The organism is Reyranella sp. (genome assembly GCF_044224635.1).
Classification (GTDB): Bacteria; Pseudomonadota; Alphaproteobacteria; order Reyranellales; family Reyranellaceae; genus Reyranella.
The window spans coordinates 1-23320 of sequence record NZ_JBGAKA010000034.1 but is presented as its reverse complement, the minus strand read 5'-3'; the positions used below and the strand labels follow the sequence as shown (position 1 = coordinate 23320).

General features: G+C 66.2%; 22 protein-coding genes. 15 read left to right on the top strand and 7 right to left on the bottom strand.

The features are described from left to right. From ACILR9_RS25330 to ACILR9_RS25310, 5 genes are all read left to right on the top strand, one after another. Positions 1–1161: an acyl-CoA dehydrogenase family protein gene (locus ACILR9_RS25330; protein WP_395712751.1), complete on the top strand. Its 1161-nt coding sequence runs from the start codon at positions 1–3 to the stop codon at positions 1159–1161. After that, a complete protein-coding gene (locus ACILR9_RS25325) occupies positions 1161–1640 on the top strand; it encodes a MaoC family dehydratase (protein WP_395712750.1) in 480 nt (159 codons plus the stop codon). The genes ACILR9_RS25330 and ACILR9_RS25325 overlap by 1 nt, the downstream gene beginning before the upstream one ends. A 196-nt stretch (positions 1641–1836) precedes the next feature. Continuing rightward, positions 1837–3057 (top strand): CaiB/BaiF CoA transferase family protein, encoded by a 1221-nt coding sequence (locus ACILR9_RS25320; protein ID WP_395712749.1) that lies wholly within the window; start codon positions 1837–1839, stop codon positions 3055–3057. Positions 3058–3069: 12 nt separating this feature from the next. Next, entirely contained in the window at positions 3070–3984 is a 915-nt protein-coding gene (locus ACILR9_RS25315) for an HpcH/HpaI aldolase/citrate lyase family protein (RefSeq protein ID WP_395712748.1), read from the top strand. Between the two features lie 149 nt (positions 3985–4133). Then, entirely contained in the window at positions 4134–5315 is a 1182-nt protein-coding gene (locus ACILR9_RS25310) for an MFS transporter (RefSeq protein WP_395712747.1), read from the top strand. A 106-nt stretch (positions 5316–5421) separates the two neighbouring features. On the opposite strand, the gene ACILR9_RS25305 is transcribed toward ACILR9_RS25310, so the two are convergent. Further along, positions 5422–6378, bottom strand: coding sequence for a Bug family tripartite tricarboxylate transporter substrate binding protein (locus tag ACILR9_RS25305; protein WP_395712746.1), 957 nt, complete (start codon positions 6376–6378; stop codon positions 5422–5424). Between the two features lie 244 nt (positions 6379–6622). Between ACILR9_RS25305 and ACILR9_RS25300 the strand changes: the two genes are divergently transcribed. The 4 genes from ACILR9_RS25300 (at position 6623) to ACILR9_RS25285 (ending at position 10723) form a co-directional block, all read left to right on the top strand. Beyond that, complete coding sequence (locus tag ACILR9_RS25300; protein ID WP_395712745.1) at positions 6623–8206, top strand: ABC transporter substrate-binding protein; 1584 nt, start codon at positions 6623–6625, stop codon at positions 8204–8206. Positions 8207–8218: 12 nt separating this feature from the next. Then, complete coding sequence (locus ACILR9_RS25295) at positions 8219–8893, top strand: glutathione S-transferase family protein (RefSeq protein WP_395712744.1); 675 nt, start codon at positions 8219–8221, stop codon at positions 8891–8893. 13 nt (positions 8894–8906) lie between these two features. Next, a complete protein-coding gene (locus ACILR9_RS25290) occupies positions 8907–9413 on the top strand; it encodes a VOC family protein (RefSeq protein WP_395712743.1) in 507 nt (168 codons plus the stop codon). Positions 9414–9622: 209 nt separating this feature from the next. Further along, positions 9623–10723 (top strand): hypothetical protein, encoded by a 1101-nt coding sequence (locus ACILR9_RS25285; protein ID WP_395712742.1) that lies wholly within the window; start codon positions 9623–9625, stop codon positions 10721–10723. A 142-nt stretch (positions 10724–10865) separates the two neighbouring features. On the opposite strand, the gene ACILR9_RS25280 is transcribed toward ACILR9_RS25285, so the two are convergent. Continuing rightward, entirely contained in the window at positions 10866–11606 is a 741-nt protein-coding gene (locus ACILR9_RS25280; protein ID WP_395712741.1) for a dienelactone hydrolase family protein, read from the bottom strand. Between the two features lie 86 nt (positions 11607–11692). Here ACILR9_RS25280 and ACILR9_RS25275 point away from each other — a divergent pair, with 86 nt between their 5' ends. Together ACILR9_RS25275 and ACILR9_RS25270 are read left to right on the top strand one after the other, a co-directional pair. Beyond that, positions 11693–12913 (top strand): ABC transporter substrate-binding protein, encoded by a 1221-nt coding sequence (locus ACILR9_RS25275; RefSeq protein WP_395712740.1) that lies wholly within the window; start codon positions 11693–11695, stop codon positions 12911–12913. Positions 12914–12965: 52 nt separating this feature from the next. Next, the gene (locus ACILR9_RS25270; protein WP_395712739.1) at positions 12966–14018 is read left to right on the top strand and encodes a WD40/YVTN/BNR-like repeat-containing protein; all 1053 of its coding nucleotides are present in this window, start codon (positions 12966–12968) and stop codon (positions 14016–14018) included. A gap of 96 nt (positions 14019–14114) precedes the next feature. Here the strand turns inward: ACILR9_RS25270 and ACILR9_RS25265 are convergent, their stop codons facing one another. Continuing rightward, on the bottom strand, positions 14115–15809 hold the full coding sequence (locus tag ACILR9_RS25265) for a dihydroxyacetone kinase family protein (RefSeq protein WP_395712738.1): 1695 nt from the start codon (positions 15807–15809) through the stop codon (positions 14115–14117). 230 nt (positions 15810–16039) lie between these two features. Between ACILR9_RS25265 and ACILR9_RS25260 the strand changes: the two genes are divergently transcribed. Then, positions 16040–17041: an SGNH/GDSL hydrolase family protein gene (locus ACILR9_RS25260; RefSeq protein WP_395712737.1), complete on the top strand. Its 1002-nt coding sequence runs from the start codon at positions 16040–16042 to the stop codon at positions 17039–17041. Positions 17042–17137: 96 nt separating this feature from the next. Continuing rightward, positions 17138–18568 (top strand): hypothetical protein, encoded by a 1431-nt coding sequence (locus tag ACILR9_RS25255; RefSeq protein WP_395712736.1) that lies wholly within the window; start codon positions 17138–17140, stop codon positions 18566–18568. Positions 18569–18647: 79 nt separating this feature from the next. Here the strand turns inward: ACILR9_RS25255 and ACILR9_RS25250 are convergent, their stop codons facing one another. Then, a complete protein-coding gene (locus ACILR9_RS25250; protein ID WP_395712735.1) occupies positions 18648–19730 on the bottom strand; it encodes an HlyD family secretion protein in 1083 nt (360 codons plus the stop codon). Then, a complete protein-coding gene (locus tag ACILR9_RS25245; protein WP_395712734.1) occupies positions 19727–20191 on the bottom strand; it encodes a MarR family winged helix-turn-helix transcriptional regulator in 465 nt (154 codons plus the stop codon). The genes ACILR9_RS25250 and ACILR9_RS25245 overlap by 4 nt, the downstream gene beginning before the upstream one ends. Before the next feature lie 28 nt (positions 20192–20219). Here ACILR9_RS25245 and ACILR9_RS25240 point away from each other — a divergent pair, with 28 nt between their 5' ends. Beyond that, positions 20220–21761, top strand: coding sequence for a DHA2 family efflux MFS transporter permease subunit (locus ACILR9_RS25240; RefSeq protein ID WP_395712733.1), 1542 nt, complete (start codon positions 20220–20222; stop codon positions 21759–21761). A gap of 94 nt (positions 21762–21855) precedes the next feature. On the opposite strand, the gene ACILR9_RS25235 is transcribed toward ACILR9_RS25240, so the two are convergent. Next, positions 21856–22200 carry a hypothetical protein gene (locus ACILR9_RS25235; protein ID WP_395712732.1) on the bottom strand — a complete coding sequence of 115 codons (345 nt, stop codon included), beginning with the start codon at positions 22198–22200 and terminating at the stop codon, positions 21856–21858. A 107-nt stretch (positions 22201–22307) separates the two neighbouring features. Continuing rightward, positions 22308–22496, bottom strand: a complete 189-nt coding sequence (locus ACILR9_RS25230; protein ID WP_395712731.1) for a hypothetical protein — start codon at positions 22494–22496, stop codon at positions 22308–22310. Positions 22497–22764: 268 nt separating this feature from the next. On the opposite strand from ACILR9_RS25230, the gene ACILR9_RS25225 reads away from it, so the two are divergent. Beyond that, the coding region (locus ACILR9_RS25225) for an SDR family NAD(P)-dependent oxidoreductase (RefSeq protein ID WP_395712730.1) at positions 22765–23320 on the top strand (556 nt) is incomplete at its 3' end.

The window sequence follows — 23320 nt, the reverse complement described above, 5'->3', positions numbered from 1 at the left end:
ATGCCGTACATCACCGAAGAGCGCCGCATGATCCAGGAGCAGGCGCGCGAATTCACCCTCAACGAAGTGCTGCCGGTCGCCAACAAGCTCGACCCCGAGAAGGGCGACATCCCGATGTCGCTGCGCGACAAGATGGCCGAGCTGGGCTATTTCGGCATCCTCATCCCGGAGAAGTACGGTGGCCTCGGCCTCGGCTGCTTCGAGTACTGCCTGGTCACCGAGGAGCTGTCGCGCGGCTGGATGAGCGTCGCCTCGCTGATCGCGCGCGGCAACCTGCTGATCGGCGCGCAGATGATGAGCGAGGAACAGCGGGCGCGCTATCTGCCGCGCATGGCCAAGGGCGAGTTCCTGGGCGCCTTCTCGATGTCGGAGCCCAATGCCGGCTCCGACATCGCCAATATCTCCTGCCGCGCCCGCAAGGACGGCACAGGCTACCTGATCAGCGGCAACAAGTACTGGTGCACCTTCGCCGACGGCGCCGACTTCCTGATCATCATCGCTCGGACCTCGGATGCGCCGGCCGGCAAACGTCATATGGGCCTGTCGATGTTCTTCGTCGAGAAGAAGCGCGGCGAGCTGCCCAAGGGCTGCAGCGGCGCACCGATTCCCAAGATCGGCTATTTCGGCTGGAAGACCTACGAGCTGGCATTCGACAATTTCCGCGTCGAAGCCTCCGACATGATCGGCGAGGAAGGCCACGCCTTCTACTACGCCACCTCCGGCCTCGAGACGGCGCGCGCCCATACGGCCGCGCGCGCCATCGGCCTCGCGCAGGGTGCCTTGGACGATTCGATCGCCTACGCCAACGACCGCCGCCAGTTCGGCCACGCGATCTCGGACTTCCAGGCCATCCGCTTCAAGATCGCCGAGATGGCGACCCAGATCGAGGCGGCGCGCCAGCTCAACTACTTCGTCTGCGAGCAGATCGACACCGGCCAGCGCTGCGACAAGGAAGCGTCGATGGTGAAGCTGTTCGCCTCGGAGATGGCCGAGCGGGTGTGCAGCGAGGGCATCCAGATCCACGGCGGCGCCGGCTACACCACCCTTCATGCCGTCGAGCGCCATTGGCGCGATGCCCGCCTGACCAAGATCTTCGAGGGCACCTCGGAGATCCAGAAGCGCATCATCTCCGATCGGCTGCTGGGCCGCGGGAGGAACTGATGAAGGTCTCCGCCCTGACCGGCAGCCACAACTACTTCGAGGACTTCACCGTCGGCGACGTCCTGAAGCATGCCCGCGGCAAGACGGTCGAGCCGCTCGAGCAGGTGTGGATCACCAACGTGACCATGAACACCGCCGAGGGCCACTTCAACGAGCACCTGATGTCATCGAGCCCGTGGGGCAAGCGGCTGGGATTCGGCGGCGTCACCATCTCGATGTGCATCGGGCTTGCCGCCGAGGACACCGCCGAGAACGCCCTGATGGAGCTCGGGCTCGACAAGATCCGCCTGAAGGCCCCGGTGTTCCACGGCGACACGCTCTATTGCTACAGCGAGGTGCTGGAGACCCGGGATGCCAAGCAGCCCGACGCCGGCATCGTGCGCTTTCGGCACTACGGCGTGAACCAGGACGACAAGCATGTCTTCGAAGGCGAACGCACGGTGCTGATCAAGCGCCGCAGCCATTGGGGGGAAAAGTGAGCTCAGGATCTCCTCCCCAGCGAAGCTGGGGAGGTGTCGACGTATTCGCCTCTCATTCTCCTCCCCAGCGAAGCTGGGGAGGTGTCTCGGTAATCCGAGACGGAGGGGTCAAAGGCCCCAGTCCCGCTGCTCATGACCCCTCCGTCGGCGAAGACGCCGACACCTCCCCAGCGAAGCTGGGGAGGTGGGCGAATCCATGACCGCCATCCTCGGCGCGCTCGACGGGGTGCGCATCGTCGACCTGACGCAGATGCTGGCGGGGCCGTTCTGCACCATGCTGCTGGCCGACCAGGGGGCGGAGGTGATCAAGGTCGAGCCGCTCGACGGCGACCACACACGCATCGTCGGCCCCTACCACGCCGACGATTCGCTGAAGGCGTTCGGCGGCTATTTCGCCTCGGTCAACCGCAACAAGAAGTCGGTCGCCGTCGACCTCAAGCGGCCCGAAGGACGCGAGCTGGTGCTGCGGCTGTGCGAAGGCGCCGACGCCATCGTCGAGAACTACCGCGGCGGCGTCATGGATCGGCTGGGGCTGGGCTACGAGGCCCTGCACGAGCGCTTCCCCAGGCTCGTGTACGCCACCATCCGCGGCTTCGGCGACTGGCGCACCGGCCGCAGCCCTTACACCGACTGGCCGGCCTACGACGTGGTGGCGCAGGCCTTCGGCGGCGTCATGGCAATCACCGGTCCCGACAAGGACACGCCGATGAAGGTCGGCCCCGGCATCGGCGACCTGATGCCGGCCACCATGTGCGCCGTCGGCATCGTCAGTGCCATCCTGCGCGCCCATAAGACCGGCAAGGGCCAGCTGGTCGATGTCGGCATGGTCGATGCGATCCTCTCGCTGTGCGAGCGCATCGTGCACCAGCACTCCTACACTGGCGGCGTGCCGGTGCCGGAGGGCAATCATCATCCCCTGCTCTGTCCGTTCGGCATGTTCCCGGCCAAGGACGGTCACGTCACCATCGCCGCCCATGCCGACACGCATTTCCCGATCCTGTGCCGCCTGATCGGCCGCCCCGAGCTTGGGACGGATCCGCGCCTGGCGACGGTCCAGGACCGCCGCGCCAACCAGGAAGAGATCATCGACGCGGTGTCCGCCTTCACCCGCGCCCGCACCAAGCAGCAGCTGCTGGACCATCTTGGCGGGCAGGTGCCGTTCGCCCCGGTCAACGACGTGCGCGACGTCTTCGCCAACCCGCATTTCGCTGCCCGCGACATGGTCGTGTCGGTGCCCCATCCCGGCCTCGACCACGAGACCAAGGTGGCCGGCGTGGCGATCAAGATGAGCGAGACGCCCGGCCGCGTGCGCCATCGCGCCCCGTTGCTGGGGGAGCATACGGACGAGTATCTCACCGGCCTCGGTCTCGGTGGCGCGGAAATTGCGCGGCTGCGGGCCGGGAAAATCATTGCCTGAGGGAGATCCGAGATGACCGACCGTCCGCGCCGCGCGCGCCGCGTCCAGCTTTCCACGCCGGGATCGAGCGAGAAGATGATCCAGAAGGCGGCCGAGTCGAAGGCTGACCACGTCTTCCTCGACCTCGAGGACGCCGTCGCGCCGAGCCAGAAGCGCGAGGCGCGCAAGAAGATCGTCGAGGGCCTGAAGTCGCTCGACTGGGGCAGGAAGACCCGCTGCGTGCGCATCAACGATCTCACCACCGAGTACGCCTTCGAGGACATCATCGAGGTGGTCGAGGGCGCCGGCGAGCATCTCGACACCATCATGATGACCAAGGTGCTGACGCCGGCCGACGTGCTGTTCGCCGACAAGCTGCTGCACCAGCTCGAGAGGAAGCTGAAGCTCAAGCGCCGCATCGGACTCGAGGCCCTGATCGAGGAGGTCGAGGGCATGCAGAACGTCGACGCCATCGCCGCCTGCACGCCGCGCCTCGAATGCCTGGTGTTCGGCATGGGCGACTTCTCCGCCTCGATGGGCGTCACCAACAAGAACGTCGGCGACAGCGACGGCTACCCCGGCGACATCTGGCACTATGCCCGCTTCCGCCTGGTCATGGCCTGCCGCGCCGCCGGCATCGATCCGGTCGACGGGCCGTTCGCCGACTTTCGCAGCCCCGACGCCTATCGCGAGGAATGCCGCCGCTCGATGATCCTGGGCTGCGTCGGCAAGTGGGCGATCCATCCCGCGCAGATCGACATCGCGCTCGACGTGTATTCGCCCAAGAAGGAAGATGTCGAGCGGGCGCGCAGGCTCGAGAAGGCCTACGCCGAGGCCGAGGCAAAGGGCCTGGGCGCCATCAACGTCGACGGCATCATGGTCGACGTCGCCTCGATCCGCATCCTGCGCAACACGGTGCTGAACAAGGCCGATTTGTTCGGGATGTAGCGCATCCATCTCGTGACGCCTTCATGTCATCCTGAGCGCAGCGAAGGATCTCATCGACGATTGCCACCAGTGTACTCTGTGGCTCATGGCGATGAGATCCTTCGCTGCGCTCAGGATGACAGGGGTGGGCGCGGTTGGCGGTAGTGGGCATGCAGCGCGCGATCGTGCCGGTGGCCACCATGCTGGCCATCCAGGTGATGATCTCGATCAGTGTCCTGGCGCTCGGGGTCATGATGCCGGCAGTGGCGCAGGACCTCGCCATCGATCCCAAGCTGGTCGGGCTGTTCACCGCGATCATCTACGGCGTTGCCTGCGTGACCGCCCTCGCCACCGCCGAGCCGATCGTTCGGCTGGGCGCTGTCCGCATCTGCCAGCTCGCGCTGCTGATGGCGGCGATCGGCCTCGCCTGCAACGCCCTCTCCGCGGTCGCCGCGACCGTGGTCGCCGTCCTCTTCATTGGTGCCGCCCAGGGTCCGATCAACCCGGCCTCAGCCCACGTCCTGGCGCAGCGCGTGCCGCGCGAATGGTTCGGCATCGTGTTCTCGATCAAGCAGACCGGCACACCGCTGGGCTTCGCCCTCGCCGGCTTGATCTTTCCGCTGCTCCTGGGCCTCGTGGGATGGCAAGGCGCCAGCCTGATCGCCGCTGCGGCGGCAGTGACGGCAGCCGTGGTTGTCGAGCTGCTGCGGTCTCAGCTCGACACCCATGTCGCCGCCGGCAAACCTTCGGGCGGGATATGGCCGTCCATCCGCTTCGTGTTCATCCATCGCGAGCTGCGCGTGCTGGGCGTGGCGGCCTTCGTCTACGTCGTCGCCCAGCACACCTTCACGTTCTATCTCGTCACCTATCTCTACGAGCATTGCGGTCTCAGCATCGCGCGCGCCGGCTTTCTGTTGTCCATCTCGCAATTCGCCGGCACGGCAGTCAGGCTGGTGAGCGGAGGGCTGGGCGATCGGTTCCCCCGCATGAAGCTTCTCGGCTGGACCGGCGTCGGCATGACGGCGGGCTGCGTGGCGATCGGCCTGCTGGCGGCGGACACGCCTTTCTGGCTCATGACGTTGGTGGTCGTCGGTTACGGTTCCGTCGTCAGCAGCTGGAACGGCACCTCGCAGGCCGAATTCGCCCATCTCTCTCCGCCGGGCGCAACCGCGGCGGTGGCCTCGGTCCAGACGGCACTGGCCTTCTCGGGCGCCGTCGTCGGTCCGCCCATCTTCGCCGCCATCGCCGCGCTGGCGAGCTATCGCGCTGCCTTCTTCACGGTGGCGGCAGTGGTCCTGATCACCGCAATCTGGCAGATCGTGGCGGCGCGGGCGGTGCCTCGGGCTCAATGATCACGCTGGAAGCGCGCGACCCATGACCCCTCCGTCCGCGATGACCCTTCGGCTTCGCTCAGGGCAGGCGCGGACACCTCCCCAGCGAAGCTGGGGAGGAGGGATTTCACGGCTCCTTCATGCCGGCGATGGCGACGATCTCGCCCCACTTCTTGCTCTCGCTCGCCTGGAAGGCGGCGAGCTCCTCAGGCGTGCCGGGGAACGGCACGGCGAAGGTCGTCTTGGTGAGGGTCTTGTAAGCCTCCGTGGTCACCGCCTCGCGCACCAGGGCGTTCAGCTTGTCGATCATCGGCCGGGGCGTGCCGGCCGGTGCGTAGGCGGCGGTCCAGGCCCACATCTCGAAGTTCGGTACGCCGCTCTCGTTGACCGTGGGGAACTGGTCGAGGCCCGGGATGCGCTCCTTGCTGGTGACGGCGATCCCCCGCGCCCGGCCATCGAGCACTGGCGGCAGGCCAGTGGTGAAGTCGGAGAAGATGATGTCGAGGCGGCCGCCCATCAGGTCGGTGATGGCCTGCGGCTGGGTCTTGTAGGGCACGCCCAGCAGATCGATCTTGGCCATGATGCGGAACAGCTCGGCGCCGCCGCGGCTCGAGCCGTTGCCGCTGCCGAAGCTCAGCTTGCCGGGCTGCGCGCGGGCGAGCGCGATGAACTCGCCGATCGTCTTCACCGGCAGCTCGTTCTTCACCATCACGATCTGCGCGCCGAGGGAGAGGCCGGAGATCGGTGCGAAGCTCTTGACCGGATCGTAGGTCAGGCTCTTGTAGACGAAGGGATTGATCGCCTGCGTCGTCTGTGTGGTGATGAAGATCGTGTAGCCGTCGGGCGGCGCGGTCGCGGCGGCCTGGGCGCCGATCTGCCCCTCGGCGCCGGGCTTGTTCTCGATCACCACGGCCTGGCCGGTGCGGTTGCCGATGGCGGCGCCGACCACGCGGGCAACAGTGTCCGTCGCCGTCCCCGGCCCGAACGGGACGATGATCTTGATCGGCTTGCTGGGATAGTCCTGGGCGGCCGCCGGCAGGACCCAGGTCAGGGCCATCGCGGCCAGGAGAATGCGCTTTTTCATCTTGGCAACCTAGCGGCGGTCCGAGTCGGGGGAAACATACTGCCGCTCGCCCGATGTCGCATTGTAGAACGCCTCGACCGTCCTGCCGGTCTCGGGATCGATGAAGCGTTCCTTGGTCGTGGTCCAGCCTGGACCTGGCGGCGACTTGATCGGCCTTTTCGCCAGTTGATGTTTCAGGCGTCGACAGCCTACGCCGGCCGCCGGCCCGATGATAGCGTGTGCCGGGGAGCATGGAGGAAACAGGATGCGATACGGCATTGCCGCCCTGGCGGCGCTTTTCATCGCCGCGGGCAGCGCGCCCGCCCTGGCCCAGAAGGCCGGCGGCACGCTCAAGATCACCCATCGCGACAACCCGCCCAGCGCCTCGATCCACGAGGAGGCGACGATCTCGACCGTCATGCCGTTCATGTCGGTCTACAACAACCTCGTCGTCTTCGATCCCAAGTCGAAGCAGAACGCGCCGGACAAGATCGTTCCCGACCTGGCGACCGAATGGGCGTGGAGCGACGACGGCACGAAGCTCACCTTCAAGCTGCGCGACGGCGTGAAGTGGCACGACGGCAAGCCATTCACCAGCGCCGACGTCAAGTGCACCTGGGACATGCTGATCTCGCCCGAGTCCAAGCTGCGCAAGAACCCGCGCAAATCGTGGTGGACCAACCTCAAGGAGGTGACGGTGAACGGCGAGCGCGAGGTCACCTTCCATCTCGGCCGGCCGCAGCCGTCGGTCCTGACCATGCTGGCCGGCGCCTTCTCGCCCGTCTATCCCTGCCATGTCGCGCCGGCCCAGATGCGCACCAAGCCGATCGGCACCGGGCCTTTCAAGTTCGCCGAACTGAAGCAGAACGAGTCGATGAAGGTCGTGCGTAATCCGGACTACTGGAAACCGGGCCGGCCCTATCTCGATGCCATCGAGTTCTCGATCATCTCCAACCGGGCGACCTCGCTGCTCGCCTTTTCGGCCGGCAAGTTCGACATGACGTTCACGGCCGAGATCGCCGCCCCGCAGCTCAAGGACCTCAAGGGCCAGGCGCCCTGGGCGGTGTGCGAGCTGCTGCCGACCAACACCCAGGCCAACCTTCTGGTCAATCGCGACAGGCCGCCGTTCGACGACGCCCGCATCCGCAAGGCCATGGTGCTGGCGATCGACCGCGATTCGTTCACCCATATCATCGGCCAGGGCAACAACCGCATCGGCGGCACCATGCTGCCGCCGCCCGAAGGCCGCTGGGGCATGCCGCCGGAGTTCCTCGCCACGGTCGCGGGCTATGGCGCCGACCACGAGAAGGCGCGCGCCGAGGGTCGCAAGATCATGGCCGAGCTGGGGTACACCGCCGACAAGCCGCTCAAGATCAAGGTGTCGACCCGCAACATCGCCACCTACCGCGACCAGGCGGTAATCCTGATCGACCATCTGAAGCACGTGAACATCCAGGGCGAGCTCGAGCCCCTCGACACGGCGGTCTGGTACAATCGCATGGGCCGCAAGGACTTCACCGTCGGGCTGAACGTCCAGGGCGTCGGCATCGACGACCCCGACGTGGTGTTCTACGAGACCTTCAGCTGCGGCTCGGAGCGCAACTACACCAACTATTGCAGCCCCGAGGTCGAGAAGCTGTTCGAGCAGCAGTCGCGCATGCCGGACGGCGAGGCGCGCCGCAAGCTGGTCTGGGAGATCGACAAAAAGTTACAGGAAGACGGGGCCCGTCCCGTGATACAGCACGACTGGGGCGCCACCTGCTGGCGGCCCGAGGTCAAAGGCGTGAACCTGGCCATCAACACCATCTACAATCACTGGCGGTTCGAGGACGTCTGGCTCGACCGCTGACTGGAGGGGATCATGAAGCTCCATATGCATCCGGTATCGACCGTCAGCCGTCCGGTGATGCATTTCATTGCCGATGAAAAGATCCCGGTCGACATGGAGGTCGTCGACATCCTGAAGGGTCAGCATTACGAACCAGCCTACAGCAGGCTCAATCCGAACCACCTGGTGCCAATGCTCGAGGACGGCGACTTCCGCCTGACCGAAAGTGCCGCCATCCTGCGCTACCTGGCGGAGAAGACGGGATCGGACGCCTACCCGAAAGATCTCAAGCAACGGGCGCGGGTGAACGAGCTCCTGGACTGGTTCAATTCCAACTTCTATCGCGACTGGGGGTATGGGCTGATCTACCCGCAGCTCTTCCCGCATCTGAAGCGCGAGGATGCGAAGGTGCAGGAGGCGGTCGTTGCCTGGGGCAAGGAGAAGTCCAAGGGCTGGCTGCAAATCCTGAACGACCACTACCTCGGACCGAACCGCCAGTATCTGTGCGGTGATCAGATTACCATCGCCGACTATTTCGGCGCCGCACTCGTCACGGCGGGCGAGCTGGTTCATTGCAATCTGTCGGCCTATCCCAATATCGAGCGCTGGCTCGGCAACATGAAGAAGCGCCCGAGCTACGATAAGGTCTACGAGACCTTCAACGGCTTCTGCGCCTCGACCAAGGGACAGCCCTGGCAGGCGATCTGACCAGGAGAACCCCATGATCAAGGGTCTGCATCACAACGCCTATCGCTGCCGTGATTCAGAGGAGACGCGGCGCTTCTACGAGGATTTCCTCGGCTTGCCGCTGGTCCACACGCTCAAGATCGAGCAGACGATCACCGGCCGCAAGACCGGCACCGGCGTGCTGCACACTTTCTTCCAGCTCGACGACGGATCGTGCCTCGCCTTCTTCGAGGCGCCCGACATGCCGTTCGAGTTCAAGGAGCAGCACGATTTCGACCTGCACATCGCGCTCGAGGTCGAGCCCGATGCGCTGGAGCGGATGTTCGCCAAGGGCAAGGCCGAAGGTCGCGAGGTGCGCGGCATCTCCGATCACCGGTTCATCCGCTCGATCTACTTCCGCGATCCTAACGGCTACGTCATCGAGCTGGCCGCCAAGGTCCCGGGCCGCGAGAGCGCCATGGACCCGAAGGCCAATCACGCGCGCGACATGCTGGACACCTGGCAGGTCGACAAGCGGCGCCAGCCGGCCAGGGTGGCGTGACGAGACACCGCTAAAGGTCCCCCTGGTTGCGCTCGGGATGACAGTATTGTTGTCTCGGGCGAAAACATTGTTGTAGCGGGTGACAGATTGCCGTCGCGGGGGACAGTATTGCTGTCATCCCGAAGCGCAGCGAGGGATCTTTCCTCATGCCTACTTCGGTAGAGCGAGCAGTCACGAGGACCTGACAAGAACAAACGACGGAGGAGACGATGAAGCGTGGTGCGTGGGCGGCGCTGGCCGCCCTGATGAGTGTCGTCGCGTTGTCATCGCCTGCCGTCGCCGCCGACCCGCCGCAGTTCCAGGTCGATCCGTTCTGGCCCAAGCCACTGCCAAAAAACTGGCTGCTCGGACAAGTGGCGAGCGTCGCTGTCGGTCCCGACGATCACGTCTGGCTCCTGCAACGACCACGCTCGCTCAGCGATGATGAAAAGGGCGCCACGTTGAAGCCGCCGCGCAACAAATGCTGCGCCCCGGCCCCATCGGTCATGGAGTTCGATGCCGACGGGAACTTCATCCAGGGATGGGGCCATCCCGATACGACGCCGTGGGTCAGCAACGAGCACGGCATCCATGTCGATCGGTCGGGCTTCGTGTGGATTGCCGGCAATGCGCCGAACGACAGCGCCATCTTCAAGTACACCAAGGATGGCAGGCCGGTGCTGACCATCGGCAGGCTAGGGCCGACCGGCGGCAGCAACGACACGACCCTGGTCGGCCGGCCGGCCGACATCCAGGTCGATAACGACGCCAGGGAGGTCTTCGTCGCCGACGGCTACGGCAATCGCCGGGTCATCGTGTTCGATTCGGAAACCGGCGCCTACAAGCGGCACTGGGGCGCCTACGGCAACAAGCCCAACGACGACAAGCAGGCGCCCTACGATCCCTCGGCGGCGCCGTCGCAGCAATTCGCCAACCCGGTGCATTGCGCCAAGGTCTCGCGCGACGGCCTCGTCTATGTCTGCGACCGCGTGAACAACCGCATCCAGGTGTTCAGGAAGGACGGCAGCTTCGTCACCGAATGGTTCTACGACAAGTCGACCTTGGGCGCCGGCGCGGTGTGGGACCTGAACTTCTGGCCCGACGCCACCCAGACCTGGCTGTTCAACATCGATGGCGAGAACAACCTCCTGCGCATCCTGCGGCGCAGCGACGGCGCCGTGGTCGGCGGCTTCGGCCGATCCGGCCGCTACGCCGGCCAGTTCCACTGGGTGCACAGCATCGCCGTCGATTCGAAGGGCAACATCTACACGGGCGAAGTCGACAATGGAAAGCGCGTGCAGAAGTTCAAGCCGGCGACGGCGCCGCAGTGATCTTTCTTTTCCCCAGCGAAGCTGGGGAGGTGTCGCGTCATACGCGACGGAAAGGTCATGAGCACCACCACTGACGCTCATGACCCCTCCGTCGGCGAAGACGCCGACACCTCCCCAGCGCTGACTCTGGGGAGGACAATGATCAGCCCAACCGCCGCCGATACAGCGCAATCAGGCGCTCCCAGTGGCGCTCGGCGGCGCGCTTGTCGTAGCACCAGCGTTGCGGAAAGGCGAAGCCGTGATGCACGCCGGGCTGGATTTCGAGCTCGCCGCCATTGCCCGACTTGTCGAACAGCGCTTTCAGCTCCTTGACCATGTCGGGCGGCGCGAGCTCGTCGTGCTCGGCGCAGGAGATGTAGAGCTCGCCCTTGGCCTTGGCGAGGGTGAGGTGCGGGCTCTCGACCGCGTCGCTCACCAGCCAGGTGCCGTAGAACGATGCCGCAGCCGCGATGCGGTCCGGGTAGCGTGCCGCTGCCGCCAGTGAATAGGGCCCGCTCATGCAATAGCCATGGGTGCCGACAGGGCCCTTCTTCGACGCCTTCTGCTGATCGGCATAGGCGATCAGGGCGGCGATATCGTCTATCACCGGCGGTATGGTCATCTTGGTGCGGACCGCCCGCATGCGCGCCTGCTCGGCGCTGCCCTTGTCGAGGACGTCGGGCCCGTACCTGGTGTCCCGCCCGGCGCGGTAATAGAGATTGGGCAGCAGCACGTAATAGCCGACCGTCGCGAGGCGCCGCGCCATGTCGTAGAGCTCCTCGCGGATCCCGGGCGCATCCATCAGGAACAGGATGGGCGGATAGGGCCCGCCGCGCTCGGGATGGCAGACGAAGCTCTCCATCGCCCCGTCCTTGGTGGGCACGTCAACGATCTGCTCGAACATGTCTGGCTGCTTCCTCTTCGCTTTGCGCCCATGCCACCACCTTGCTAGGGTCCGCTCAACCAAAAACTCTTGGGAGCGAAACTGTGATGAAGCGTTTGATGTCGGGCGTATCCGCCCTGGCCATGGTCGTCTGGGCGACGGTGGCGCCGGCCCAGCAACTCACCGACAATGTCGTGAAGCTGGGTGTGCTCACAGACATGTCGAGCCTTTACGCCGATATCAACGGCCCCGGCGCCGTCATCGCGGTGCAGATGGCGATCGAGGATTTCGGCGGTGCGATCGACGGCAAGAAGATCGAGATCGTCCAGGCCGACGTGCAGAACAAGGCCGATGTGGCCGCGACCATCGCCGGCCGCTGGTACGACACCGAGAAGGTCGACGCCATCCTCGGCTCCGGCGCCTCGTCCTCGTCGATCGCCACCGCGCGCGTCGCCAACGACAAGAAGAAGATCTATCTCGCCACCGATCCGGCGTCGTCCGACATCACCGGCAAGCTCTGCAACCCCTACACCGTGCACTGGGTCTACGACACGTTCGCGCTGGCCAACGGAACCGGCTCGGCGGTCGTCAAGGCGGGCGGCAAGAGCTGGTTCTTCCTGACCGTCGACTATGCCTTCGGCTACGCTCTGCAGCGCGACGTCGCCGCCGTGGTCGCCAAGGCCGGCGGCAAGGTGATCGGCGAGGTGCGCCATCCCCTCAACACCAACGACTTCTCCTCCTTCCTGCTGCAGGCGCAATCATCCAAGGCGCAGATCATCGGCCTTGCCAATGCCGGCGGCGACACCATCAACTCGATCAAGCAGGCTGCTGAATTCGGTATCGTCAAGGGCGGCCAGAAGCTCGCGGGCCTCCTGGTGTTCATCAGCGACATCCATTCGCTCGGCCTCGAGCGCGCCCAGGGCCTCAACCTCACCGAGGCGTTCTACTGGGATCTCAACGACAAGACTCGCGCCTTCGCCAAGCGCTTCGCCGCCAAGCACAACGGCAAGATGCCGACAAGCATCCAGGCCGGCTTCTATTCGGCGGCGCTGCAGTACCTCAACGCCGTCAAGGCGGCCGGCACCGACAACAGCGATGCGGTCATGGCCAAGCTCAAGGAGATCAAGTGGGACGACCCGGTGTTCGGCCTGAGCTACATCCGCGCCGACGGCCGCAAGATGCACAACATGTATCTGTTCGAGGTCAAGAAGCCCTCGGAGTCGAAGGGTCCCTGGGACTACTACAATCTCATCTCGACGATGTCGGCCGAGGAAGCGTTCCGTCCGATGGACCAGGGTGAGTGCCCACTCGTCGCGAAGAAGCAGTAGCTGGTCGCGAAGAGCAGCAGGTGATGGCCAAGAACTGAACCCGGAGGTGACAATGGCCAAGCAATCGAACGTCTATGTCGGCGTCGCCGGATATTTCGGCAAGCCGGATCACAAGGGCAAGGTCGGCGTGTTCCGGCGCGCCGCCGACGGCGGCGACTGGCAGCATGTGCTGGGCACGGTCGAGGCCTTCACTGTCTTCGTCCATCCTGAGGATCCCGAGACGGTGTTCGCCGGCACCAGCGACGGCGTGTGGCGCAGCACCGATCGCGGCGCCACGTTCCGGCGCACCGGCTTTCCTGACGCCAACAAGCAGGTCTGGTGCTTTCTGGTCGACTCGCGCGATCCGAAGCGGATCTTCGCCGGCGCCTCGCCGATCGACGTCTACCGCAGCGACGACGGCGGCGCGAACTGGCGCAAGCTCGCCACGCCGGTCATCGGCACGCATTGCAAGGGGCCATTCGCCTCGCGCGTCATGCGCTTTGCCCAGCATCCGACGCGGCCGAACGAAATCTACGCCGCGCTCGAGATCAACGGCGTGATGCGCAGCACCGACGGCGGCGAGACCTGGGAGGATTGCAGCGCCGGCCTGATCAAGCTCTCCGACCTGCCTCATCTCAAGAGCAAGATCGTGAGCGACACCACGGCCGAGGGCATGCTGGACGGCCACGCCATCACCATCGACCCGGCCAATCCCGACTCGGCGATCGTCGCGCTGCGCATGGGCCTGTTCCGCACCACCGACGGCGGCAAGAACTGGAGCGACATGGAGGTCGGCAAGTTCTCGCCCACGACCTACGGACGCGACGTCAAGACCTCGGCTGCCGAACCGAACACGCTCTATGCCGCGCTCTCGGTCGCCGCGGCCAGCCACGACGGCGGGCTCTATCGCAGCCAGGACGGCGGCCAGAGCTGGAAGCGCTTCGACAAGGTCCAGGTGCACGGCACCATCATGTCGATCGGCCTGCACCAGACCGACCCCCGCCAAGTCTATATCGGCGCGCGCTACGACGGCGAGGTGTTCGGCACCCGCGACGCCGGCCAGACCTGGGAGGCGATGCCGCTGCCCGGGGAAGTCCAGCACATCTATGCGGTGGCCTGCGGATAGCAGATCATCCTCGCCTCCTGTGGCGCTCTTCTTGTCGATCGGACCTCGCATGAGCGCCATCGGAGGGGGCGCTCCCAGCGATGATGTCAGCGCCGTCTACTCCCTGACCTCAGCAAACGCCGTAGCAAGCGCGCGCAGCCAGATCGCGACGGCCGTGGCGCCGCCATCGGCGACGCCGATGGCGCGATCGCCGAGATAGCTCGAGCGCCCGAGCCGCGGGCGCAGCGCGGCGGTCGCCACGGCGCCGGCTTCGGCTGCCGAGGCCGCGGCGGCGAGCGCACTGGCCGCGTTTTCCGCTCGCATGTCGAAGGCGTCGACGGCCGGCAGCAGCCCGTCGAGCATGGTGCAGTCGCCGGCCTTCGCGCCACCCAGCTCGGCAACCGCCTCGATGCCCGCCCTGAAGGCTCTGGCCCAGTCGCTCATCCCGGGTTCGGCCGGAAGCTCGCGCGCGGCGCGCATCAAGCCGACGGCATAGAACGGTCCCGAGCTGCCGCCGATGGCGCGCCGCAGCGCCTCGCCGATGCTGCGCAGCGCCGTCGGAGCGTCGGCGAAGGCTGCGAGGTCGAGGGCGTAAATGGCTTCAGCGCCGCGCGTCATGCCGAGCCCCAGGTCACCGTCGCCCGCCCTGGTATCGAGATCGGTCAGGAGCGGCTCGGCGCGTTCCAGGGCCGCGGCGACGGTCCGCGCCATCGCCTGCAGCCGTTGGCTTTGCGGCCCCGCCGGCTTGGCCGTCGCCGGCGCGGCCTCGGCGCCCGCCACCACGCGCCGCGCCGCCGCGATCCGGCCCGCGCCGGGCCAGGCTGGCGACGCTGCCGGCGCATCGAGCAGGGCGAGCCGCTCCGGATCGAGCTTCAGGACCGACAGCGAACAGCCGGGCATCTCGAGCGCTGTCAAAAGCGAGCCCTGCCAGGCACGCGCCACCCAGAGGCCATGGCCGCGCAGCGACGCCAACGCCCGACGCGCCACGATCGCCAGTTCCACCGCCGGCGTACCGCCCAGCCCGTTCACCAGCAGCGCCACGGTGCCGCCGGCGCCGGCCGACAGGCCAAGATCCGCCAGGATCGCCGCGAGGAGCCGATCGACGAGGATATCGGCCGGCGCCATGTCAGAGCGCGCGATACCCTGCTCACCATGGATTCCGAGCCCGAGCTCGATTTCGTCCTCGCCGAGCGCGAAACCGGGACGGCCGACCGCCGGCACGGTGCAGGCTCCCAGGGCGACGCCCATGCTGCCGAGGTCGGCCGCCGCCGCGCGGGCCAACCCGGCAACCTCGGCAACGCTGCAGCCGGCCGCGGCTGCCGCGCCGGCGATCTTGTGGACCAGCACCGTCCCCGCGATGCCGCGGCGGCGCTCGCGCGGCACGGTATCGCTGAGGGCCACGTCGTCGGCGACGACCACGACCTCCACCGGAATCCCCTCGCCCCGCGCCAGCTCGGCGGCAAGGCCGAAATTCAACCTGTCTCCGGTGTAGTTCTTGACGATCAGGACGGCGCCCGCCGGCCCCGACGCGGCGCGGATGCCAGCCAGGACCGCATCGACGCTGGGCGAGGTGAAGACGTCGCCGGCGATCGCGGCCGTCAGCAATCCCGGGCCGACATAGCCGGCATGCGCCGGCTCGTGCCCCGAGCCGCCGCCCGAGATCACGGCCGCGGCTCGCCCTTCGGGCGGCGGCAAATCCGCGCGCACGACCACGTCGTGGTCGGCCAGCAGGGCCAATCCGGGAGCGAGGTCGCATACGCCCTCGAGCATCTCGCGCACCACGCGCCGCGGGTCGTTCACCAGCTTCTTCACGTCCCCTCCCCGATCGGCCCTGATGAGCCATCACATGAGACTTAGCGCGCAAACCTGTCCTCTGGACAAAGAAAAGGGCGCGCGGTAACCGCACCGGCTGATCCGACGAGCGGTGGAGGTCTCCAAGTTGACTGGCCGCAACCGGCCTGTCGTGTCCAACGCTGCCGCGGCGGTGCCGTGGAGGAGATGTCGATTTGCGAGTTCGAGCGCAGTAACCGCCGAGTGAATCAATGAAAGTGATCAGAAACGGACTGCTGCTCGTCGCGGTCCTGGCTTTGTGCCTGCTGAGCTTCGAGGCCCTCACGCGCGTCTTCCTCGACGACGGCATGCTTTACGAGCTCGAGATGTGGAAGTACGCCACCGACGTCAAGGTACGCGACGCCCAGCCCGATATCGGCCATCGACACCGTCCCGGGGCCGACGAAAAGCTGATGGGCGTGTCGGTCCGCACCAATTCGCTCGGGCTTCGGTCGCCCGAGATCGACCAGCCCGCCAAGCCGGGGGTGGCGCGCATCGCCTTCGTCGGCGATTCGATCACCCTGGGCTGGGGCGTGGCAGAGCAGGAAACCTTCGCCAACCGCATCCTCGAGGCGCTGACCAAGGCCGGCCGCAAGGTCGATGGCTTCAACCTCGGCGTCGGCAACTACAACCCCACCCAGGAGCTCGCGCTCTATCGCAAGGTCGGCGCCCTGCTCAAGCCCGACATCATCGTGCTGGCCTATTTCATCAACGATGCCGAGCCGATGCCGCAGTATCTCGACACCACCTGGCTGGACCGGAACTCCGCTGCCTGGACGGTCCTGCGCTACCGCCTCGACACGGTTTCCCGTACCTTCGGCGAAACGCCGGATTGGAAGAAATACTATCGAGACCTCTATGAGCCGAACGCCGCCGGATGGCAGCAAACCCAAAAGGCTCTGAGCGGCTTCGCCACCGAGGCGCGGCAAACGGGGGCAAAGCTAGTCGTGTTCAACATTCCCGAGCTGCGCGAGTTCAAGCCCTATCCATTCGGCGACATCACCGACAAGGTCCGTGCCGTGGTCGAGCGCGACAAGGTGCCGTTCATCGATCTTCTGCCCACCGTCGAATCGGTCGATCCGCGCACCCTCTGGGTGACTGTCCCGGATCCGCATCCCAACGGGAAGGCGGATGAGTATTTCGCCAAAGGCATGCTGCCGGAAATCACCTCTTTGCTGGACGGCCTCTGCCGCGATCAGGGCAAAGGCTGCTGATCGCCCGAGCGACACGAGGCCGCCCTGCAAACCCTGAAGAACCTGCTGCTGATCCTGCTGTCGACCGTCGTCAGCTTCGTCTTCGCCGAGGGCGTCGTGCGTTGGCTCGACGGCTACGAGATGCTGTCGATGCCGCTCAGCATGCCGACCGGAACGACGTCGGTCAGCGCGGCGCTGATCGACAACATCCCGGCGGCGCCGGGCGTCGACAAGGCGTGGTTCAACAGCGATCCGCCGCCACTGCCGAACCGCGGCCAGGCGCCCGAGGACTGGCGTAAACTCTATCGCCAGATCGAGGACAACCCGGTGGGCGGCATGGATTTCCGAGCCCCCGACGCCTTCCGGGCTTGGAATGCCAATTTCGCCGGCGATCCCTGCAAGCACCGCCATCTCCACCACGCGCCCGGCCAGCTTTACCTTTACGACCCGCCCGACGGCTCGGCCCGGCCGCCCTATCGTTTCCTGCCCAACGTCACGATGCCGCACGGCCTGGTGACCAACCAGATCGGCTGGCGCGGCGCGCCGATCGAGGAGCCGCGCGGTGACAAGACGATTCGCATCGTCTTCGTCGGCGCCTCGACTACCCTCGACATGCCCCACCTGCCCTTCTCGTGGCCGGAATATGCCGGCTACTGGCTGAATGTCTGGGCCAAGGCCAAGGGACTGCCGGTCCATTTCGAGGTCCTCAATGCCGGCCGCGAGAGTATCGCGTCAACCGACATCGCCGAGATCGTCCGGACCGAGGTCATTCCGCTGCGACCCGACCTCATCGTCTACTTCGAAGGCGGCAACCAGTTTCGCCTCGATTCGGTCACGGCCGATCGGCCGCCGGCGTCGGCGCCGCGCCCGATGGAGTCGGAAGCGCCCAAGACGTGGCTGCAGGTGGCCGCGCGCTACTCGGCGCTGCTCGGCCGCGTCCAGGCGGCGATCGGGGCCGCCCAGGCGAGCGGCGAGGGCAAGGAGTGGCCCAAGCCGGACTACAAGGTCGTCTGGCCGTACGGCCTCGACGAGCATAATCCCGATCCCAACTATCCGGCGCTGCCGGTCAGCCTGAACGTCATCCTGAACGACCTCGACGACATTCGACTCTCCGCCGCCCTGGTCAACAGTGAGTTCGCCATCGCCTCGTTCCCCTGGATGGTCAAGGACGGGCTGGTGCTCGACCCGGTGCGGCACAAGTACATCATCCAGCAGCTCAACGTCGGCAACTACCCGTACCGCTATCGCGACCTCGAGCGGCTGGCCAACTTCCAGAACCGCGTGCTGGCGAACTACGCCGAGGCCCACGGTACGGACTTCATCGACCTCGCGGGCCAGACCCCGCTCAATCCCGACCTGTTCGTCGACGCCGTGCACACCAACTATGCCGGCGGCAAGCTGCGCGGCTGGATCACCTTCAACCTGCTGCTGCCGATCGTCGAGAGGCACCTCGCCGACGGCTCGTGGCCCCGCCCCTGGCCGAAGAACGCACCGCAAAAGCTGCCGACCTTCACGACCCGCAAGATCACCTTCAACTGCGGGCAGTAGTCTTCTTCGCCTCCCACACCTCCGCTGGGCAGGAAAACTTGAGAGGCTCATAGCTGGGCGCGCGCCCAGCTATGACGCCCTACTCCGTCTGCTGCGCCATCGCCTCGCTGCCGCGGCCGAACAGGATCTGGGCGACGTCGGTGATGCGGCGCTGGCGTTCGGTGTCGATCTTGACCGTGGCGGTCATGCCGGCGCGCAGCGGCGGCTCGCCGACATGGGGCAGCAGGCGCAGCTTGACCGGCAGGCGCTGCACCACCTTGACCCAGTTGCCGCTGGCGTTCTGCGGCGGCAGCAGCGCGAACTCCGCGCCGGTCGCCGGGCTCAGGCTCTCGACGATCGCTTCCCAGGTCGCATCGGGATAGGTGTCGAGCACCACCGTCGCCTTCTGGCCGACCCGCACGTGGGTGAGCTCGGTCTCCTTGAAGTTTGCCTCGATCCACGGGCGGCTGGTCACCACCAGGGCGAACAGCGGCGTCGCCGCCTTGACCTGCTCGCCCTGCTGCACGCGAAGGTTCACCACCACGCCGTCAACCGGCGCGCGCACGGTGGTGCGGGCGAGGTCGAGCGCAGCGCGCTCGCGCGCCGCCATCTTGTCGCGCACCATGGCGTGCTGGTCGGCCGGCAGGTTGGGATCGCCGTTGAGCGCCGTCAGCACGCGCTGCAGCTTTTCACGCAGCGTCGTCACCCGGTCGGCCGCGCCGCGTGCCTCGTTCAGCGCCTCGTCGCGCTTGCTCGCCGACGCCACACCCTTGACCGCCAATTCCTCCTGGCGTTGCCACTGCCGCTGGAAATAGGCGGCGCGGGCCTCCGCCTCGGCCAGCTCGCTCACCGCCTCGCGCCAGACGCCGCGCAGGCTTTCGACGTGCGTACGCGCCGCGTCGAGCTCAGCCTCGGCGCTGTCGAGCGCAAGTCGGAAGGGCCTCGATTCGATCGTCATCAGGGTCTCGCCGGCGGCGACCGTCTTGTGGTCCTGCACCGGTACCCGTCTCACCTGCCCGGACACCTCCGGAGCGATCTGCACGATGTGCGCCTTCACGTAGGCATTGTCGGTGCCGACATAGCGTCCGCCCGACAACCACCAGAAACCGCCGCCCACGATGGCGGCGACGGGAACCACCACCAGCAGCGCCAGCCGTGTGAGCTTGACCGGCCGGCGGCTCATGCCGCCGCTCCGGCCAGCGCCTGCAATCGGCTTTTGACCCTGCCCGTCAGGTCGGTGAACTGCGATCGCTCCTCGGGCGACAGCGCCGCCAGGGCATCGTCGACCGTCGCCACGGCGACTTGCCACATGTCGGCATGGGCGCGGCGCGCCTCCGATGTCAGGAACAGGCGATTGATCCGGCGATCGACCTGATCGGCGCGCCGCTCGACCCACCCGGCCCGCTCCATGCGGTCGATCAGGCGGCCAGCGCTGGCGCGATCGATCTCCAGCATGCTGGCGAGCTCGGTCTGGCTGGCGCCGGGACGCCGGTAGAGGCGAGTCAGGACGAGCCACTGGGCGCGTGTCAGGCCGATGTCGCGAACCCGGCGATCGAAGACAGTGCGCATCAGCCTGGCCACATCGGACACCATGTAGCCGATATAGCCGTCGTTCTCTGGCCCAACCGGGCTCTGGTCCAACATTGTTGCATAGGCTACAATAGCCTTGGCTATGAATTCAAGTGCCGCCGCCGAGATTTCGGCCCCCGTCGACCCGGCCGAAGCGTTCTCGCTCGGGCGGCGGGTGCTCATCCTGGTCATGGTGGTGATGGGCTCGACCCTCTACTCCACCACCCTGCTGATCGCCTCGACCCTGCTGCCGCAGATGCAGGGCACGATGTCGGCGACCCAGGACGAGATCGCCTGGGCGATGACCTTCAACATCCTGGCCACGGCGGTGATGACGCCGATGACGGGCTGGCTGGCGGCGCGCTTCGGCCGGCGCGAGACCATGATCTGGGCGGTGTTCGCCTTCACCTCCACGACCCTGATGTGCGGCCTGGCCGATTCCCTCGAAGCGTTGATCCTGTGGCGGGTGCTGCAGGGGGCGCTGGGCGCACCGGTCATTCCGCTGTCGCAGACCATCCTGCTCGACACGTTCCCCAAGCGCCTGCAGGGCCTGGTGACCTCGATCTTCGGCATGGCCGTGGTGATCGGCCCGGTGGTCGGCCCGACCGTGGGCGGCATGCTGTCGGAGCTCTACAGCTGGCGCTGGGCGTTCTACATGGTCGTGCCGGTCGGCTTCCTGTCGTTCATCGGCCTGCGCCTCACCTTGCCGCGTGATCGACCGACCGCCCGGGTGTCGCTCGACTGGACGGGGTTCCTGTCGCTGTCGGTTGCCATCTCCGGCGTCCAGCTGGTGCTGTCGCGCGGCCAGCGTCTCGACTGGTTCGACTCGGGCGAGATCATCGTCGAGACCTTCGTCGCGGCCATCGCCTTCTGGATCTTCGTGACGCACAGCCTCACCGTGGAGCGGCCGTTCCTCAACCTGCGCCTGCTGCTCGATCGCAACTATGCGCTGGGCCTCGTGCTGGTGCTGATCTACGGCATGCTGAACTTCACGCCGATGGTGCTGCTGCCGCCCCTGCTGCAGCAGCATGCCGGCTATCCCGATTCGCTGATCGGCGAGATCATCGCCGCGCGCGGCGTCGGCGCCACCATCGGCTTCTTCCTGGCCATCTTCGTCGGCCGCATGGACCCGCGCATCGGCCTGATCGGCGGCTTCGCCCTGCAGATCGTCTCCGGCCTGTGGCTGATGGCGATCGACCTCAATGTCGATGCCGCCACCCTGATGGCCAACAGCCTGGTCCAGGGCATCGCGATCGGCGTGATCTGGGTGCCGCTGACCCTGGTCACCTTCTCCACTATCAGCTCGGCCAACCTGGCCGAAGGCACGGCGGTCTACCACCTGCTGCGCAACATCGGCTCGAGCTTCTTCATTTCGATCTGCGTCGCCGAGATCGTGCGCGCCACCAGCGCCAACTACAGTCGCCTGATCGAGATGATGAATCCGTTCAACCGCAGCCTGGCCCTGCCCTGGGTCACCGGCGCCTGGGACCCCGAGAGCCTGACCGGCCTCGCCAAGCTCTCGAAGGAGATCGGCCGGCAGGCCTCGATGCTGGGCTACATCAACGCCTTCGGGTTCTACACGCTGGCCTCGGCGCTCGCGATTCCGCTGATCCTGTTCGTCGGACGGCGCGCGCGGATGCGGTGACGCGCCTCAGGCGACCACGCACGTGAGCCGGTGTCGTCATGGATGAAGCGCGATTATCCGCAAAATCATTAGATTGGGTCACGCGTGGAAGTGGCTACTTCATCGCCCGGGCGATCGTGAAGACAAGCCCCGTGAGAGCAATTGAGACGGTGACGAACCATCCTGCCATTGTCCACGTGCTGGGCAGTTGCGAAACCCTGCCGGTCAGGTCGCCAAGCGCCTTTCCCAGGCTCTTGATGTCCACGCCCATCTCGCGGCCATTCGCGATCAAGGTATCCGCTTTGGTCTCGACTACCGTCACTTGCTTCTCAAGAGCGCCGACACGCCGTTCGAGCTCGGACATGCCGCCATCATGCCCGCCGCCAGTCGGGCCGGCAATATCGGCCAGGGCGGCGGCACGACGCTGCCGCGCCTCCTCGAGAGACACAGGGTCAGACATTGTGCCCCTTCCGACGTGCAATGTTTAGAACACCATCGCCACTCTGTGAGGCAAGGCTAAAGGCCTCATCAACCTTGTCGCTGACCGCGCGGAAGCTCTTTAGCCAGTCAGGTGGTGGGGGCCCAGTTTGTGCTCTTCTGGGTTTCGACAATCAGTGTCTGAAGCTCGATCATCGCGGCGGCGACGTGCCGCAACGACGCGGAGAGTTGAAGGACACGAAGCCCAAGCTCGTCGACTTCGTCGACAAACCCTTCACCCGCGAGCCTCTCCTCCGGTGCCAGGACCTGATCGGACATCCACTCCCCTCCGACGTCCGGGATAGTAGCGTCCGGCCAATTTGATAGCAATATGTATATGTTATTCTACTATGTCGTGCAATCGCTTTGCGAGGTTTAGGTGGCGCTCTTGTTGTTGCTTGGCAAGCAACGCTGGGAGGCGAAGTCGCCAGCACTCACGGCGTCGGGCGGCAGGGCGAACCGGCCGGCGCCCTATTGAATGGCCAACCGGGTACTTTAGCATGCGTGCCGCACCGACCACGCTGCGGCTGCTCTGGGGGTATTGATCATGGAGTTTTCCGGCAAGACCGCCATTGTCACCGGCGCCGCCTCCGGCATCGGCCTCGCCATCGCCACGGCACTGGCCGAAGCTGGCGCCAACGTGGTGCTCGCCGACATCGAGAAGGACGCGGTGGAACAGGCGGCGCATCACCTGTCGGGGACCAACAAACAGGTGCTGCCGGTCAGGATCGACGTCACCCAAGAGCAGTCAGTGATCAACGCGCTGGCCGAGGCGGAACGCTGCTTCGGCAAGCTCCACATCGCCTGCAACAATGCCGGCATCCCGATGCACGGCACCCGGCTGGTCGACGTGCCGGTGGCCGACTGGGTCTTCATCATCGGCGTCAACGTCTGGGGCGTCATACACGGCATCCGCCACTTCGTGCCGGCGATCCTGAGCGGCGGGCCGAACATCATCAACACCGCCTCCGTGCCCTTTACCCAGAACCGCCGCGGCACCAACCAGGGTCCGTACTCGATGAGCAGAACCTACGCCGTGCTGGCCGTGGCCGACGGAAGCGCTGGAGCACGAGCTCGAGGGCACCAATGTCGGCGTGACCGCG